Genomic DNA, 15,741 nt, shown 5'->3' with positions numbered 1-15,741 from the left:
CGCCTCGGCGGCGAACCCCGTAGCGGGGGTCAGGGGCAGCACCCTGTGGATGGGGCGGGCAGGGGTGGCGGGGTCGGCACGCACGGCACGGTGAGCGTTCAGGCCGGCGGGTGGGTGCGGTCCGCCGGCTCCCCGAACCGCCGTACGTACCGCCGCTGCCACGGCGTCTCCACCGCGTGCCGGTCGTAGTGCCGGCGTACGTACGCCACGGCCTCCTCGGGCGGTACGCCGTCCAGCACCGCGAGACAGGCCAGCGCGGTGCCGGTGCGGCCCCGGCCGCCGCCGCACGCCAGCTCGACCCGGTCGACGGCCGCCCGTTCCCACACGTCGCGCAGCACCCGGGCCGCCTCCGCCCGGTCGCCGGGCAGCCGGAAGTCGGGCCAGCGCAGCCAGCGGGACTCCCAGGGGACTTCGGGCGGCTGCTTGCCGAGGAGGTACACGGCGTAGGTGGGGACGCTGCCGTCCGGGAGCGGCCGGCGCAGGCCCCGGCCGCGCACCAGCCGCCCGGAGGGCAGCCGCAGCACGCCGGCGTCGGCGGGGTCCCACGGCTCGGTCGGAGACTTCCCCATGGTTCAGCCCACCCCCCGCGAGGCCTGCGCCGCCCTCGCCTCGATGCCTCTGAAGTGGTCGGACATGGCCCGCTGGGCGCCCTCGACGTCGTGGGCGCGGAGGGCGGCCACGATGTCCCGGTGGCGGCGGACGGTCAGCTCGGGCGTGGGGTCGTCGGTCCAGCCACGGACGCCCGCGACCCGCAGGAAGACGGTCCAGAAGGCGCCGAGGAGCTGGGGGACGAGGGCGTTGCCGAGGGAGGCGTAGAGGAGTTCGTGGAAGTCGCGGTCGAGTTCGGCGACGGGTTCGCCCGCCTTCCCGGCCGCCTCCATCCGGTCGACGACGGCCGCGAGCGCGTCCAGCTCGTCGTCCGTGAGGGTGCCCGCGACCCGTCGTACGAGGCCTTCCTCCAGCACCTCGCGGACCTGGAGGATCTCGGCGAGCGCGGCGGTGTCGCCGTCGGGCCGGGCCAGGGTGCGGAAGGTCAGACCGTCGACGAGGGGGGTGAGGGAGGCCTCGCCGACGTAGGTGCCGTAGCCGTGCCGGATGTCGACTATGTCGAGGGCCTGGAGGGCCTTGAGGGCCTCGCGGACGGAGTTGCGGCTGACGCCGAGGTCCTCCATCAGCTCCGTCTCGGTGGGCAGCGGCGCGCCCGCCTGGAGCCTGCGGTCGAGGATGAGCTGCATGACCTCGCGCTGGATCTGGCTGCTCACCCGCCGCTCGGGCCGGCGCCGGCTCCCGCTCTCCTGAGACATGCGCCGCATCGTACGCTCGCCGGACATCCGACGTCCCACCTCCGGACGGAAACCACGTGAACCGATCAGGGGAACGCCAGGTTAACGCCCCGTGATCACCCTGGGAAACCCTTGCCCAACGGACCCTCAACTGTCGTTATGTCACACCGGTGTTGATCCGCCATTGGTCGCACCTCTGGCACGTACGCCATTCGTGTGCGATCTCTTGACCGCCCCCACGGGCGCTCCTAAGGTCACGCTGCTCCCTGTAGGACGTAGGACGTCGTATCTCCTCTCCCTGTCTGGAGGAACCGTGCGCGACGTGATCCGTGACGCCCCGGCGCCGAGCCGCCGATCGCTCCTCAAGTACTCCGGCGCGCTGGGTGCGGCCGCCGCCGTCTCCTCGTCGCTGGCCGCCTGTTCGGCCGGGCCGGAGTCCACCAACGACACCGGTGGCACAGGCGGCGGGAACGGCACCCTGACGGCCGTCATCGGCTACGGCAACGACGGCAGCTGGGACCCGACCCAGACCGCGTCCGCCTTCTGCATGGCCGCCAACAACCACATCTACGAGGGCCTCCTCGACACGGACCCCATCTCGCGAGAGCCGTACGCGGCGCTCGCGACGGCCGTGCCGGGCGATGTCGACGGCACGGCCTGGAGGTTCGAGCTGCGGCCCGGCGCCACGTTCCACGACGGCAGACCGGTCACCGCCGACGACGTCGTCTTCGTCTACGACCGCATCCTCGACCCCGGCACCCAGACCCTCGCCAAGGGCTTCTTCGCGAGCTGGCTGAAGGAGGTCAGGAAGATCGACGCGCGGAACGTCGAGCTGGTGCTCCGGTTCCCGTTCCCGGACGGCATCGCGCGGCTGACGCTGGCGAAGATCATGCCCAAGCACGTCTTCTCCCGGCCCGGTGCCTGGGAGGACGCCATCAAGGGCAAGGCGATCGGCTCGGGGCCGTACCGGCAGACCGCGCACCACCCGAAGTCCAACACCACGTTCGAGGCGTACGCCGACTACAACGGGCCCCGCCCGGCCGCGTTCAAGAAGATGAACTGGCTGACCATCGTGGACGCGGCCCCGCGCGTCGCGAAGATCTCCGGCGCGAGCGCCGGCGCGCAGATCGCCGACAACATCCCGTACGCCAACATCGGCCAGCTGGAGAAGGGCGGCATGTCCGTCCAGGGCGGCTCCGGGATGAACAACCTCTTCCTCATGTTCAACACCCGGAAGAAGCCCTTCGACGACGTGCGGGTACGGCAGGCGCTGCACCACGCGATCGACCGCGACAAGATGATCGAGGTGGCGCTGAAGGGCCACGGGAAACCGGCGAGTTCCTTCCTCAACGAGGGCAATCCGAGCTATCGGCCGGCGAAGAACGTGTACGCGTACGACCCCGACAAGGCGAAGGCGTTGCTGGCCGAAGCCGGGGTGAAGGGGCTGCGGATCGAGATCCTGGCGGTGAACGTCAGCTGGGTCGTGGACTGTCTGCCGACGATCAAGGCGTCCTGGGACGCGATCGGCGTCGAGACGACGCTCTCGCCGCAGGAGACCACCGCCGTCTTCACGAAGATGGACCAGAAGCAGGACTACCAGGTGGTCGCCGCCGCCTCGAACCCCAACCAGTTCGGGCTCGACGCCGATCTGATCATGCGGTACAACTACGGCCCGCAGAACCTGTGGATGCAGTACGCGCGGTGGGCCGACGACCCCGTGGCCAAGGCGCTCTTCAAGGACATGGACCGGGCGACGCGGGAACCGGACGCCGACCGCAAGAAGGCGATGGTCCAGGACTACATCGACATCGTCGCCGAGCAGGCCGTGCTCTATCCGGTGGTGCACAACGAGCTGATGACCGCGTGGAACCCGAAGCGGCTGTCGGGGATAAGGGCACAGCCGTATCCGGGGATCAACCTGCTCCAGGCCAAGTGGGTCTAGCGTGGTCGCCGTCCTGCGGATCCTGCTGCGGCGGATCGCCCTGCTCGTCCCGCTGCTGCTCGGGATCATCCTGTTCGTCTTCGTCGTCATGCGGTTCTCGGACGTCGACCCGGCGTCCGCGTTCTTCCAGGGGGCCAATCCCACACCGGAGCAACTGCGCGAGTTCCGTGAGGAGAACGGGCTGCTGGATCCGCTGCCGGTCCGGTACGCCGGGTTCGTCGGCGATCTGCTGCACGGGGACATGGGGATCAGCGCGCTCACCCGGGCGCCCGTGGTCGACCAGGTGATGACCGCGCTGCCGCTCACGCTCCAGCTGACCTTCCTCGGGCTGGGCATCGCGGTCGTGCTGGCGCTGCTCGGCGGGGTGACGGCGGCGATCCACCGGGACCGGCTGCCGGACCAGCTCATCCGGGTGGTGTCGCTGACCGGGGTGGCCGCGCCCGGGTTCTGGCTGGCCCTGCTGATGATCCAGTACCTGGCGGTGGACCTCGGCTGGTTCCCGACCGGCGGGTACGTCAATCCGGCGGACTCCTTCACCGGCTGGCTGGAGACGATGACCCTGCCGGCGCTCGCGCTGTCGCTGCCGGTGGCGGCGCAGCTCACCCGGATCGTGCGGACGGCGGTCGTCGAGGAGTTGGACAAGGACTACGTGCGGACGGCGATCGGCAGCGGCCTGCCGCCCCGGGTGGTGGTCGGCCGGAACGTGCTGCGGAACGCGCTGATCAATCCGCTGACCGTGCTCGGCCTGCGCGTCGGCTATCTGCTCGGCGGCGCGGTCGTCATCGAGACGATCTTCTCGCTGCCGGGCATGGGCAAGCTGATGATCGACGCCGTGAAGAACGGCGATCCGGCGGTCGTCCAGGGGGTCGTGCTGACCACGGCCGCCGGCTTCGTGGTCGTGAACCTCGTGATCGACGTCCTCTATCTGCTGGTGAACCCCCGCCTCAGGGAGGCGAGTTGACGCCCATCGAGGGATGCGGGCCGATGCCCCGACGCCCGGACGGGAGCTGATGCCCTGATGTTCGGTCTGATCGTGACCACGCGCAAGCGCCTGACCGAGGCCCTCTCCCGGCCCGGTGTCCGGCCGCGCTCCTGGCGCGGGCTGCCGCCGCTCTCCCGGATCGCGGTCTGCTTCCTGGCGGTCGTGGTGCTCACCGCGCTCCTCGCCCCGTGGCTCGCCCCGCACGACCCGCTCGACCAGCAGGCTCTGGTGGGCGGCACCGGCGCGCCCTCCGCCGACCACTGGATGGGCCAGGACAGCCTCGGCCGGGACATCCTGAGCCGGCTGATGTACGGGGCCCGCTGGTCGCTGGCGATCGGGCTCGGCGCGACCGGGCTGGCCCTGCTCGTGGGAGCCCTGATCGGGGCCGTCGCGGCGACCTCGCGCAAGGCGGTCGACGAGACCCTGATGCGCTGCCTGGACGTGGTCATGGCGTTCCCCGGCATCGCGCTGGCCGCCGTCCTGGTGGCCGTCTTCGGCGGCGGGATCACCGTGCTGATCTGCGCGATCGCGTTCCTGTTCACCCCGCCGGTCGCCCGGGTCGTCCGGGCCAACGTCCTCGACCAGTACGGCGAGGACTATGTGACCGCCGAGCGCGTGCTGGGGGCGCGCACCCCGCACATCGTGATCCGGCACGTGGCGATCAACTGCGCCGCCCCGGTGCTGGTGTTCTGCACCGTGCAGGTCGCCGAGGCCATCGTCTTCGAGGCGTCGCTCTCCTTCATCGGCGCGGGCGTACGGCCGCCGGACCCGTCCTGGGGCAGTGTCATCGCGGACGGCAAGAACATGGTGCTGACCGGCGGCTGGTGGGCGACCGTCTTCCCCGGCCTGCTGATGCTGGTCACGGTGCTCTGCCTGAACATCCTCTCCGAGGGCGTCTCCGACGCGTGGGCCGCGCCGGTCGCACGGGAGACGGGGCCGGTCGGGCGGGAGACGGAGCCGGTCGCACGGGAGACGGGGCCGCGCGGGGTGGAGCCGCAGGAGCGGGCGGAGCTGCTGGAAGGCCCCGGGGCGGACGAGCGGGAGCAGGACGGCGGCGAGATCACGGAGCTGCCCGGCCTGAGCGAGGCTGCCGTACGACTGCGCTCGCGGGCCCGCCCCCTCCCCGAGGGCCCGCCGGTGCTGTCCGTGCGGAACCTGGCGATCGGCTTCGACGCACGCCACCGGGGCGTGGACATCGTCGACGGCATCAGCTTCGAGGTCCGCCCCGGTGAGGTCCTGGGCCTGGTCGGCGAGTCGGGCTGCGGCAAGTCGCTGACCGCGCTGACGGTGATGGGCCTGCAGCCGAAGGGCGCCCGTGTGCGCGGCGAGGTCCTGTTCGGTGAGCGGCAGTTGGTGGGCGAGTCGATGCGGGCCCGGCGCCGGCTGCTCGGCCACGAGATGGCGATGGTCTACCAGGACGCCCTGTCCTCCCTGAACCCGGCGATGACGATCCGCGCCCAGCTGAAGCAGGTGGTGCGCCGGGGCGGCCGGCGCTCCGCGCCCGAACTGCTGCGCCTGGTCGGCCTGGACCCCGACCGCACCCTGCGCAGCTATCCGCACGAGCTCTCCGGCGGCCAGCGCCAGCGCGTCCTCATCGCGATGGCCCTTTCCCGCGACCCCCGGCTGATCGTGGCCGACGAGCCCACGACCGCGCTCGATGTGACCGTCCAGGCGCAGATCATCGAACTGCTGCTGCGGCTGCGCGAGGAACTGGGCTTCGCGCTGATCCTCGTCTCGCACGACCTGGCCCTGGTCGCGGACGTGACCGACCGGGTGGTGGTGATGTACGGCGGGCAGATCGTCGAGACGGGTGTGACGGCGGACCTGGTGGAGCGGCCCTCCCACCCCTACACACGCGGGCTGCTGGGCAGCGTGCTGTCCCTGGAGTCGGCGGCCGAGCGGATGACCCAGATCAGGGGTGTCGTCCCCTCCCCCGCCGACTTCCCGGCGGGCTGCCGCTTCGCCGACCGCTGCCCCCGGGCGAGCGGGGTCTGCCGTACGACGGCTCCCGCCCTGCTGGGCACCCGTACGCACACGGCGGCCTGCCACCACCCGGCGGTGGACCTCATGGACGGCATGGAGGTGACGAGGTGAACGCGCTCGTGGAGGTCTCCGGCGCCCATGTCGTGCACCGGGCGCGCAGCGGCGGGGTGTTCACCCGGGACCGGGTGTACGCCCTGACCGGCGCCGATCTGGTGATCGCGCCCGGTGAGACGGTGGGCGTGGTGGGCGAGTCCGGGTGCGGCAAGTCGACGCTGGCGAAGCTGCTGGTGGGCGTGGACCGGCCGACGGCGGGGACGGTGGCGTTCCGGGGGCGGGACCTGTGGTCCATGCCGCCGGGCGAGCGCCGGTCCACCGTCGGCGGCGGCACCGGCATGATCTTCCAGGACCCGTCGACGGCCCTGAACCGCCGGCTGACGGTCCGCCGTATCCTCCGCGACCCGCTGGATGTGCACCGGCGCGGCACCCCGGCCGAACGGGAGGACCGGGTGAGGGAGTTGATGGCGCTGGTCGGTCTGCCCCCGGCGCTCGCGGACGGTCTGCCCGGACAGCTCTCCGGCGGCCAGCGGCAACGCGTGGCGATCGCGCGGGCCCTGGCGCTCGATCCCGAGCTGGTGGTGGCGGACGAGCCGACGAGCGCGCTGGACGTCTCGGTCCGCGCGCAGATCCTCAACCTGCTGCTGGACCTCAGGGAACGCCTGGGCCTGGCGCTGGTCTTCGTGTCGCACGACATCCAGACGGTACGGCGGATGAGTGACCGGGTGATCACCATGTATCTGGGCCGGATCGTGGAGGAGACCCCGGCAGCCCTGGTCACCGGCCGCGCCCGGCACCCGTACACCCGGGCCCTGTTCTCGGCCACGCCCGGACTGCTGGACCCGATCGACCCGATCCCCCTGGTGGGCCCCGTCCCGTCGGCGACCCGGCCGCCGAGCGGCTGCCCGTTCCGCACCCGCTGCTGGAAGGCGGACGACGTCTGCGCGGAGATCATGCCGGACTTCGCGGCCGCGTCGGCCCCCGGTCACCGCTTCCGCTGCCACCATCCTGTGCAGGAGACGGACTCGACGCGGGACCTGGTCGCCGAGGCGGTGGCCGCGCAGGCGTCGGACTCCGTGCCCGACGCCTAGCGATGCCCAGCAATGTCCAGCACCAGGGAGCCGCCATGACCTTCCCCGCCCCGCTGACCGGTGTCATCCCGCCCGTCTGCACGCCCCTGACACCGGACCGCGAGGTGGACGTCCCCTCGCTGGTGCGGCTGGTCGACCATCTCGTGGCGGGCGGTGTGGACGCGCTGTTCGTGCTCGGTTCGTCGTCGGAGGCGGCCTTCCTGACGGACGCGCAGCGGCGACGGGTCGTGGAGACGGTGGTCGGTCACGTCGGCGGGCAGCTCCCCGTCCTCGCCGGCGCGATCGACATGACCACGCCGCGCGTCCTGGACCACGTCCGTGCCGTGACCGCCGCCGGAGCTCAGGCCGTCGTGGCGACCGCCCCGTTCTACACGCGCACCCACCCGGCGGAGATCTCCCGCCACTACCGGCTGCTCGCCGCGGGCTCCCCCGTCCCGGTCTTCGCCTACGACATCCCGGTCGCCGTGCACACCGGGCTGCCCGCCGACGTGGTCCTGGAGCTGGCGGCGGACGGGGTGCTGGCCGGCCTGAAGGACTCCAGCGGCGACCTGGCCGGGTTCCGCAGGGTCGTCACCGGCGCCCGCACCGACCCCGCCGTCACCGGCTTCAGCGCCCTCACCGGCTCCGAACTGCTCGTCGACGCCGCGCTCGCCCTGGGCGCCGACGGCGCGGTGCCGGGGCTGGCGAACGTCGACCCCGCCGGCTACGTCCGCCTCCACCGCCACCACCGCGCCGGTGACCTGGACCGGGCCCGCGCCGAACAGGAACGCCTGTGCGCCCTCTTCGCCATGGTCGGCGTCGGAGACCCGGCCCGCATGGGCGGCTCCTCCTCCGCCCTCGGCGCCTTCAAGGCCGCCCTGCACCTGCGCGGCGTCATCGCCTGCCCGGCCACGGCGGCCCCCCAGATCCCCCTGTCGGAGGCGGAGACCGAACAGGTCGGCAAGTACCTGGCAGCGGCGGGCCTGCTCTGAGGGGTTCCCTCGGCCCACCGCGGGTCAGATCGCTCGCGGGGTCACCATCCCCGACTCGTACGCCACGATCACCAGCTGGGCGCGGTCCCGGGCGCCCAGCTTGCCCATGATGCGGCTGACGTGGGTCTTGGCGGTCAGCGGGCTGAGGCCCAGGGTGTCGGCGATCTCGGTGTTGTTGAGGCCGCGCGCCACGAGCGTGAGGACCTCCTTCTCCCGGTCGGAGAGACAGTCCGGGCCGCTCTCGGGCAGGGCGGTCGGCGCGGTGGGGGCGCGGAGCAGCCGGGCGATCAGACGGGCCGTGGGGCCCGGGGAGAGGAGGGCCTCGCCGGCGGCCACCGTACGGATGGCGTCGAGGAGTTCCGCCGGCCGCGTGTCCTTGACGAGGAATCCGGAGGCACCGGCCCGCAGCGCCTCCACGACGTGCTCGTCCGTGTCGTAGGTGGTGAGCACCAGCACGCGTACGCCCGCGAGGTCCTCGTCCGCCGCGATGAGCCGGGTGGCCTCGATGCCGTCGAGGTCGGGCATACGCAGGTCCATGACGACCAGGTCGGCCCGCGCGGTGCGCGCCAGCTCCACCGCCTCCCGACCCGTCCCCGCCTGCCCCACCACTTCCATGTCCCGCGCCGACTCCACGAGCATGGCGAAGGCGGCACGCACGAGCGTCTGGTCGTCGGCGAGCAGGACACGGATCGTACGGTCGCTCATCGGGCCGCCTTTCGCTCGGGGGAGGTGCCCGAGGCCCCGGGGACGCCAGGGGCATCGGGAACGCTGGGTGCGCCGGGTTCGAGTGCATCACCGGCAGCCGCGTGCCGTGCCCCCGCCCCGCCGAGCGGCAGCACCGCCTCAACCTCGAAGCCGCCGTCCGCCCGCGGCCCGGCCTCCACCGTGCCGCCCACACTGCGGGCCCGCTCACGCATCCCGAGGATCCCGAAACCGCCGCCGCCGAACCCGGGCCCGGACCCTCCGGAGCCGGCCCCCACCCCAGGTCTCCCCACCGCTCCCCGTCCCCCCACCCCGTCGTCCGTCACCCGCACCCGCAGGGCCCCTCCCCCGGCCCGCGCCTCCACTCGTATCACCAGGTTCTCTCCCCCGTGCCGTACGGCGTTGGTCAGGGCCTCCTGCACGATCCGGTAGGCGGCGGCCCCCACCCCCGGGGGCACCCCGTCCGCCGTGACCGTGACCTCGACGCGGGCGCCCGCCGAGCGGGCCGCGCCGACGAGGTCGGAGAGGCCGTCGAGGCCCGGCAGGGGGCCTCGGGCCCCGACACCGGTGTGCGCGAACTCGGACTCGCGCAACACCTCCAGCGTGCCGCGCAGTTCACCGCGGGCGGTCCGGCAGGTCTCGGCGATGTCGTCCAGGGCCTTGGCGACGGCGGCGCGGTCGAGGCGGTCGGGGTCGGCGGCCAGGACGTGCGCGGCGACGGAGGTCTGCACACCGACGAGCGTGATGCTGTGGGCGAGCAGGTCGTGCAGGTCGCGAGCGATGCGCAGCCGCTCCTCCGCGACCCTGCGCCGCGCCTCCTCCTCCCGGGTGCGTTCGGCCCGCTCGGCGCGTTCGACGACGGAGTCGACGTACTGGCGGTGCACCCGCACGTACCCGCCGAAGACGAGGACGGAGACGATCCAGCCGGAGATCCGCAGGAACTCCGGGATCTGGTGGGGGGTGAACAGCGCGTTGACGGCCAGGGTGAGCGCCACGACGGCGGCGCCGTTGAGCAGCGTGCGGCGGGCCGTGCCGCTCACCGCGACCGTGTAGAGCGCGAGCATGGCCGGGGCCACGGCGGCCGGGTGGTTGTAGTCGAGCGCGTGATACGGGGCGACGACGGCCACCAGCGCCCAGAGCGCGAGCACGGGCCGGCGTCGGCGCCAGACCAGGGGCACGTGGACCGCCAGGAGCAGGGCGAAGCCCGGCGGGTCCGGCACCCGCCCGTCCCCGGTGACCGCCGTGGCGGTCACACAGTCGAAGACGGCCAAGGCGGCCGCGAGGTACGCGTCGTACCGCAGGGCGGTGCTCCCGCCGGCCGTACGCAGTCGTTCCACTAACGCCGGCCACACCGCGCCCACCCCGGTGGCCTCCGCCCTGTCCGTACTCGTGTTCCCCGTCACGGGCTCATCCTCCGTCAGAGGGGCGCCCCTCCGGGAGGGAGGGGCGCCCGGGTCGTCGATACCGGCCGTCGACCGTCAGCCGACCGCCACCCGCTCCCGGTCCGGGGACTCCCCCGGGGGCCGCACGGCACGCGCCGGCTCTCGGGACAGCCGTCCGGGCCACCAGACCTTTCGTCGCAGCGCCACGCTCGCGCTGGTCACGAGGTAGGTACGGACGAGGAAGGTGTCGAGGAGGACGCCGACCGCGATGACGAAGCCCAGCTGGACGAGCTGGACGAGGCCCATGTTCAGCAGCACGGCGAAGGTCGCGGCCAGGACGAGCCCGGCAGAGGCGATGACCCCGCCGGTGGTGCGCAGCGCGGTGAGCGCGGCGGCGGCCGGTTCGGCGCCGGCCAGCGACTCCTCGCGCATCCGGTGCATGAGGAAGATGCCGTAGTCGACACCGAGGGCGACGAGGAAGACGAAGGAGAGCAGCCCGAGCCCCGGATCGGTCCCCTCGAACCCGAACACCGGCCCGAAGAGCAGTCCGCCGATGCCGAGCGAGGCGGCCCACACGGCGACCACGGCGACGACGAGCAGCAGCGGCGCGACCAGGCTGCGCAGCAGGGCGACGAGGATGAGCAGCACGGACACGAGCACGAGGGGCACGACGACGAGCCGGTCCCGGGCGTTGGTGTCCTTCAGGTCGATCTGCTCGGCGCTGGGCCCGCCGATGTAGGCCTCCGGCAGGGCCTGCCGCAACGACTCGATGGTGGCCGTCTCGGCGGCCGACTGCGGCGCGCTCCGCGCGATGACGGAGATCTCGGTCCAGCCGCCGCCGGTGCGGCCCCGCTCGGCCGTCGCGACTCCGTCGTGCGCCTCGATCTCGGCGAGCGTGGCGTCGGCCCGCCCGGTCGGGGTGATCACCGAGAGGGGCTGGGTGCCCAGGCCGGGATACGCATCGCCGAGGGTCTCCATGGCGGCGACCGACTCGGGCCTGTCGACGAAGGAGTCCTCCTGCTTCAACGATCCGGGCAGGTTGAGCGTGCCGAGCGCGAGCGCGCCCAGCAGGACGGCACCGCCCGCGAGCACGGTCAGCGGGCGCCGCCCGGCGGAGGATCCCATCGCCGAGAACAGGTTCCTGCGCCGCTTGGGCGCACTGCCGTACACCGGGACGAGCGGCCAGAACACCCGCCGCCCCAGCAGGACGAGGAGGGCCGGGAGCAGGGTGAGCATGGCGAGCAGGGCGCACAGGACGCCGACCGTCCCGAGCGGGCCCATGCCCCGGCTGCTGTTGAGGTCGGCGGCCAGCAGGCACAGCAGTCCGGCGGCGACCGTCCCGGAGGAGGCGAGCACGGCGGGCCCGCAGCCGCGCAGGGCGACCCTCATCGCCTCGTACGGCCGCTCGACGCGTCGGAGTTCCTCGCGGTAGCGGGAGACGAGCAGCAGCGCGTAGTCGGTGCCGGCGCCGAAGACGAGGATCGTCATCACGCCCGAGCTCTGCCCGGACACGGTCGTCCCGAAGGCCTGGTTGAGCCCGTAGGAGACGCCCATGGACATGAAGTCGGCGATACCGGCGACGACCAGCGGCACCAGCCACAGCACCGGGCTGCGGTAGATGATGATCAGCAGGACGGCGACGACGGCGACGGTGGTGTAGAGCAGCGGCCCGCCGAGCGACTCGTAGACCTTGCCCGCGTCGGTGGCGAGGGCCCCGGGCCCGCCCACCTCGACGGTCATCCCTCCCTCGCTGTGGGCGACCGCGCGTACCCGCTCGACGAAGGCGTCCCGGAGTTTCTCGTCGGTGCCGGGCCCGTTGCTCGCGACCGGGTACATGAGGGTGGTCCCGTCCTCCGACGGCACACCCTCCGGTTCGGCGGCCAACCGGTCCCGCTCACCGATCTCGGCGACCTGCCGCTCGGCGGTGCCCCGGTCGGCGGCCGTCAGCCCGCCGTCGCGGTGGTACACCAGCACCAGTTCGGTGGTCTCGCCGCCGGGCAGCCGGTCCTGGATCTTCGCCACCTGCGTGGAGTCCGCGCTCGCCGGCAGATAGTCCACGGCCCGGTCGTTCTGCACCTCGGACAGCTTCGCCGCGAACGGCGCGACCACGGCGAGCAGCACCACCCACAACCCGAGCACCAGCCAGGGCACGGCTCGCCGCCGCGTACGTACGTTCGTCTCTACGGGCCCCATGGCGGGGTCCCCCCTCCCTCTGCGGGCGTTGCCGGACGTCACCAGACTTCCGGTGCGGGAGGGCCGATTCGTCGCGCGTGAGGGCGAGTTGAGCGGTACTGCCGGGGGCGGTTCGGCGGCCGTACTACTCCCCGGGGAGTACGCCCGGCGCGTTGACAGGGGGCGCGGTCGGTCCGGCGGTCGAGGACCTCGCAGTGCCGTCGGGGAACGGCCCGGCTACGACGGGGTCCGGGCCGTCGCGAGGAGGCGGGTCACGTCGTCCGCGCAGATGGTGAGGGCAGCTCCCACCGTGGCCAGCGCGTCCCGTTCCGCCGGGGTGTACGGCCCGTCGGCCAGGGCGATGCGCGCGCCCTGGAGCAGGATCGCCTCGCGGCCGGTCGGGGCGAGGTGCGGTGCCAGCGGGTCCAGGGCCTCGTGGAGCTCTATGGCCAGCCCGGGGCCGCAGGGCGCGCCGTGGACGCGGCCCGTGTCGGCGGCCAGGGCCTCCACCAGGGCGCCGAGCTGGTCCTCCGTGCAGTCGTCGAACCCGGCGGAGCGCACGGCGGAGGCGGCGACGCTCAGCGAGGGGCGGGAGCAGGTGCCGCCGGCCGCGAGGACGGCGAGGGCGACCGTGTGGACGGCGTCGCGGAGCATCGCGGAGAAGCGGGTGGTGGTGGGGTGGTCGAGGACGTCGACGGCGTAGTGGTGGCGACAGGCCGCGCATTCGACCACGGGCCCGGTCTCGCCGCGGGGCAGCACGGGGACGCCGAGGAGGGTGAAGCGGCGGCGCCCGGTGAGGCGCTGGTAGTTGCGGTCGCCTCCGCAGCCGGGGCAGAAGAACTCACCGTCGCCGACGCCCGTCCACGCGATCCGGGTGCCCAGCACCCGCGAGAAGCCGGTGGCACGGCTGGTCCGCCCGTCCCGGGCGAGCGCGGCGGCACGGCCGATCGGGTCCCGTCCTGGCAGCACGTCGCACCTCCGTAACTCCCCCACACACGGCCCCATGGGCGCGGGAAGTGCCCCCTCGGCATCGTCGCCGCGCTTGCGTGATGTTAGCCACATCGGTGAGGCGCAGTCAGTACTCCGGACGAGGCCTACCCGCGACCCGCACAGGGTTTGGCCGGTAAACGACGGGCCCCGCCCGCCGGAATCCGGCGAACGGGGCGTTCAAACCGCCGGTCAGGCTGGTCAGCGGGCCGCGCGGTTGACGGCGGAGACGACCGCCTTCAGCGACGCACGCGTCGTGTTCGCGTCGATCCCGATGCCCCACAGGACCTTGTCCTCGATGGCGACCTCGATGTACGAGGCGGCCTGCGCGGAGGCGCCCTCGCTCATCGTGTGCTCCTGGTAGTCCAGCAGGCGGGCGTCGATGCCGATGCCCTGCAGCGCGTGGAAGAACGCGGAGATCGGACCGTTGCCGGTACCGACCAGGGTGGTCTCCACGCCGTCGACCTCGGCCTCCACGGTCAGCGTGTCCACGCCGTCCTTGTCGGTGGTCGACTGGTTGGCGCGGACCTGGACCCGGCCCCACGGGTTGTCGGGGTTCGGCAGGTACTCGTCCTGGAAGACCGCCCAGATGTCGGAGCCGGTGACCTCGCCGCCCTCGGCGTCCGTCTTCGCCTGGATCAGCTTCGAGAACTCGATCTGCATCCGGCGCGGCAGGTCCAGCTTGTGGTCGTTCTTCAGGACGTAGGCGATACCGCCCTTGCCGGACTGCGAGTTGACCCGGATGACGGCCTCGTAGGACCGGCCGACGTCCTTGGGGTCGATCGGCAGGTACGGAACGGCCCACTCGATGTCGTCGACCGTCTTGCCCTGCTCCTTCGCGGACGCCTCCATGGCGTCGAAGCCCTTCTTGATGGCGTCCTGGTGGGAGCCGGAGAAGGACGTGTAGACCAGGTCGCCCACGTACGGGTGGCGCGGGTGGACCTCCATCTGGTTGCAGTACTCCCACACGCGACGGATCTCGTCGATGTCGGAGAAGTCGATCTGCGGGTCGACGCCCTGCGAGAACAGGTTCATGCCCAGGGTGACCAGGTCGACGTTGCCGGTGCGCTCGCCCTGCCCGAACAGACAGCCCTCGACGCGGTCGGCGCCGGCCATCAGCGCCAGTTCGGCGGCGGCGACGGCCGTACCGCGGTCGTTGTGCGGGTGGATCGAGATGCAGACGTGCTCGCGGCGGGAGATGTTGCGGCCCATCCACTCGAAGCGGTCCGCGTGCGTGGACGGGGTCGAACGCTCCACCGTGGCGGGCAGGTTGAGGATGATCTCGCGGCCCGGACCGGGCTGCCAGACGTCCATGACCGCCTCGCAGACCTCCAGCGCGAAGTCCAGCTCGGTGTCGGTGAAGATCTCGGGGCTGTACTGGTACCCGAACTCGGTCTCGGGACCCAGCAGCTTCTCCGCGTACTCCATCACCAGCCGCGTACCGTCCACGGCGATCTGCTTGATGTCGTCCTTGGAGCCACGGAAGACGACCCGGCGGAAGACGGGGGCGGTGGCGTTGTACAGGTGAACGGTCGCCCGCTTGGCGCCCTTCAGCGACTCCACGGTCCGCTCGATCAGGTCCTCACGGGCCTGGGTCAGTACGGAGATGGTGACGTCGTCCGGGATGACGCCCGGCTCCTCGATGATCGACCGTACGAAGTCGAAGTCCGTCTGTCCCGACGCGGGGAAGCCGACCTCGATCTCCTTGTAGCCCATCTTGACCAGCTGGTCGAACATCCGGCGCTTGCGCTCGGGCGACATCGGGTCGATCAGGGACTGGTTGCCGTCGCGCAGGTCGGTGGAGAGCCAGCGGGGGGCGACGGTGATCCGGTTGTTCGGCCACGTGCGGTCGGGGATGTCGACCTGCTCGTACTGCCCGTACTTGTGGATCGGCATGGACGTGGGCTGCTGGCGGTTCGCCATGGTGCGTGGGCTCCTCGATGGTCCGGAAAGGACGGCCGACGACGCAACGCCAAAGCACCGCGGGGAGGGGGTCGGCCTCGACTACAGGCCCTCGCCGCGGCAGCTAAGGAGAAGCAGCCCGAAACGCATGATGCGGAGCAGCCTAGCCGAGCCGTTTCTGCCGTGCGGGGTCGTATCAGTATGCGGGACCAGGGAACCCATCTGGACAAAAGGTGCGCAATACCACACCGGGTACGGGCAGCGCCCCGCCAGGGGCGCGGGGAACTGCG

At 72.3% G+C, this 15,741-nt stretch carries 12 protein-coding genes; 5 read left to right on the top strand and 7 right to left on the bottom strand.

Annotation, left to right across the window (positions count from 1 at the left end; genetic code table 11):
* Positions 1-98: 98 nt before the first annotated feature.
* Positions 99-569: a protein-tyrosine phosphatase family protein gene (locus PUR53_RS45360; protein ID WP_329899394.1), complete on the bottom strand. Its 471-nt coding sequence runs from the start codon at positions 567-569 to the stop codon at positions 99-101.
* A gap of 3 nt (positions 570-572) precedes the next feature.
* Positions 573-1,313: a FadR/GntR family transcriptional regulator gene (locus tag PUR53_RS45355; RefSeq protein WP_329899439.1), complete on the bottom strand. Its 741-nt coding sequence runs from the start codon at positions 1,311-1,313 to the stop codon at positions 573-575.
* Between the two features lie 283 nt (positions 1,314-1,596).
* Here PUR53_RS45355 and PUR53_RS45350 point away from each other — a divergent pair, with 283 nt between their 5' ends.
* From PUR53_RS45350 to PUR53_RS45330, 5 genes are read left to right on the top strand one after another with little or no spacing between them, the layout of a single operon-like run.
* On the top strand, positions 1,597-3,225 hold the full coding sequence (locus tag PUR53_RS45350; RefSeq protein WP_329912355.1) for an ABC transporter substrate-binding protein: 1,629 nt from the start codon (positions 1,597-1,599) through the stop codon (positions 3,223-3,225).
* A gap of 1 nt (position 3,226) precedes the next feature.
* Positions 3,227-4,186: an ABC transporter permease gene (locus PUR53_RS45345; RefSeq protein WP_329899396.1), complete on the top strand. Its 960-nt coding sequence runs from the start codon at positions 3,227-3,229 to the stop codon at positions 4,184-4,186.
* Positions 4,187-4,243: 57 nt separating this feature from the next.
* On the top strand, positions 4,244-6,301 hold the full coding sequence (locus tag PUR53_RS45340; RefSeq protein ID WP_329912354.1) for a dipeptide/oligopeptide/nickel ABC transporter permease/ATP-binding protein: 2,058 nt from the start codon (positions 4,244-4,246) through the stop codon (positions 6,299-6,301).
* Positions 6,298-7,335 (top strand): ABC transporter ATP-binding protein, encoded by a 1,038-nt coding sequence (locus PUR53_RS45335; protein ID WP_329899398.1) that lies wholly within the window; start codon positions 6,298-6,300, stop codon positions 7,333-7,335. Before PUR53_RS45340 ends, PUR53_RS45335 begins: the two co-directional genes overlap by 4 nt.
* Before the next feature lie 35 nt (positions 7,336-7,370).
* Positions 7,371-8,306 carry a dihydrodipicolinate synthase family protein gene (locus PUR53_RS45330; protein WP_329899399.1) on the top strand — a complete coding sequence of 312 codons (936 nt, stop codon included), beginning with the start codon at positions 7,371-7,373 and terminating at the stop codon, positions 8,304-8,306.
* A 24-nt stretch (positions 8,307-8,330) separates the two neighbouring features.
* On the opposite strand, the gene PUR53_RS45325 is transcribed toward PUR53_RS45330, so the two are convergent.
* The 5 genes from PUR53_RS45325 to leuA all read right to left on the bottom strand — a co-directional run bounded on the left by PUR53_RS45325 (position 8,331) and on the right by leuA (position 15,472).
* A complete protein-coding gene (locus PUR53_RS45325) occupies positions 8,331-9,011 on the bottom strand; it encodes a response regulator transcription factor (RefSeq protein WP_329899400.1) in 681 nt (226 codons plus the stop codon).
* Positions 9,008-10,411 carry a sensor histidine kinase gene (locus PUR53_RS45320; protein ID WP_329912353.1) on the bottom strand — a complete coding sequence of 468 codons (1,404 nt, stop codon included), beginning with the start codon at positions 10,409-10,411 and terminating at the stop codon, positions 9,008-9,010. Before PUR53_RS45320 ends, PUR53_RS45325 begins: the two co-directional genes overlap by 4 nt.
* A 75-nt stretch (positions 10,412-10,486) precedes the next feature.
* Positions 10,487-12,583, bottom strand: a complete 2,097-nt coding sequence (locus PUR53_RS45315; protein WP_329899402.1) for an MMPL family transporter — start codon at positions 12,581-12,583, stop codon at positions 10,487-10,489.
* Between the two features lie 216 nt (positions 12,584-12,799).
* Complete coding sequence (locus tag PUR53_RS45310) at positions 12,800-13,531, bottom strand: tellurite resistance TerB family protein (protein WP_329912352.1); 732 nt, start codon at positions 13,529-13,531, stop codon at positions 12,800-12,802.
* A 219-nt stretch (positions 13,532-13,750) separates the two neighbouring features.
* Entirely contained in the window at positions 13,751-15,472 is a 1,722-nt protein-coding gene (gene leuA, locus PUR53_RS45305) for a 2-isopropylmalate synthase (protein ID WP_329899403.1), read from the bottom strand.
* Positions 15,473-15,741: the final 269 nt, after the last annotated feature.

Origin of the sequence: Streptomyces sp. SP18BB07, assembly GCF_036322545.1 — a bacterium.
Classification (GTDB): Bacteria; Actinomycetota; Actinomycetes; order Streptomycetales; family Streptomycetaceae; genus Streptomyces; species Streptomyces deccanensis.
This window is presented reverse-complemented; position numbering and strand designations above follow the sequence as displayed.

Coding starts and splice junctions, on each gene's coding strand:
- PUR53_RS45355 (WP_329899439.1), bottom strand. CDS start 1,313: ATGCGGCGCATGTCTCAGGAGAGCGGGAGCCGGCGCCGGCCCGAGCGG.
- PUR53_RS45315 (WP_329899402.1), bottom strand. CDS start 12,583: ATGGGGCCCGTAGAGACGAACGTACGTACGCGGCGGCGAGCCGTGCCC.
- PUR53_RS45340 (WP_329912354.1), top strand. CDS start 4,244: ATGTTCGGTCTGATCGTGACCACGCGCAAGCGCCTGACCGAGGCCCTC.
- leuA (WP_329899403.1), bottom strand. CDS start 15,472: ATGGCGAACCGCCAGCAGCCCACGTCCATGCCGATCCACAAGTACGGG.
- PUR53_RS45360 (WP_329899394.1), bottom strand. CDS start 569: ATGGGGAAGTCTCCGACCGAGCCGTGGGACCCCGCCGACGCCGGCGTG.
- PUR53_RS45330 (WP_329899399.1), top strand. CDS start 7,371: ATGACCTTCCCCGCCCCGCTGACCGGTGTCATCCCGCCCGTCTGCACG.
- PUR53_RS45325 (WP_329899400.1), bottom strand. CDS start 9,011: ATGAGCGACCGTACGATCCGTGTCCTGCTCGCCGACGACCAGACGCTC.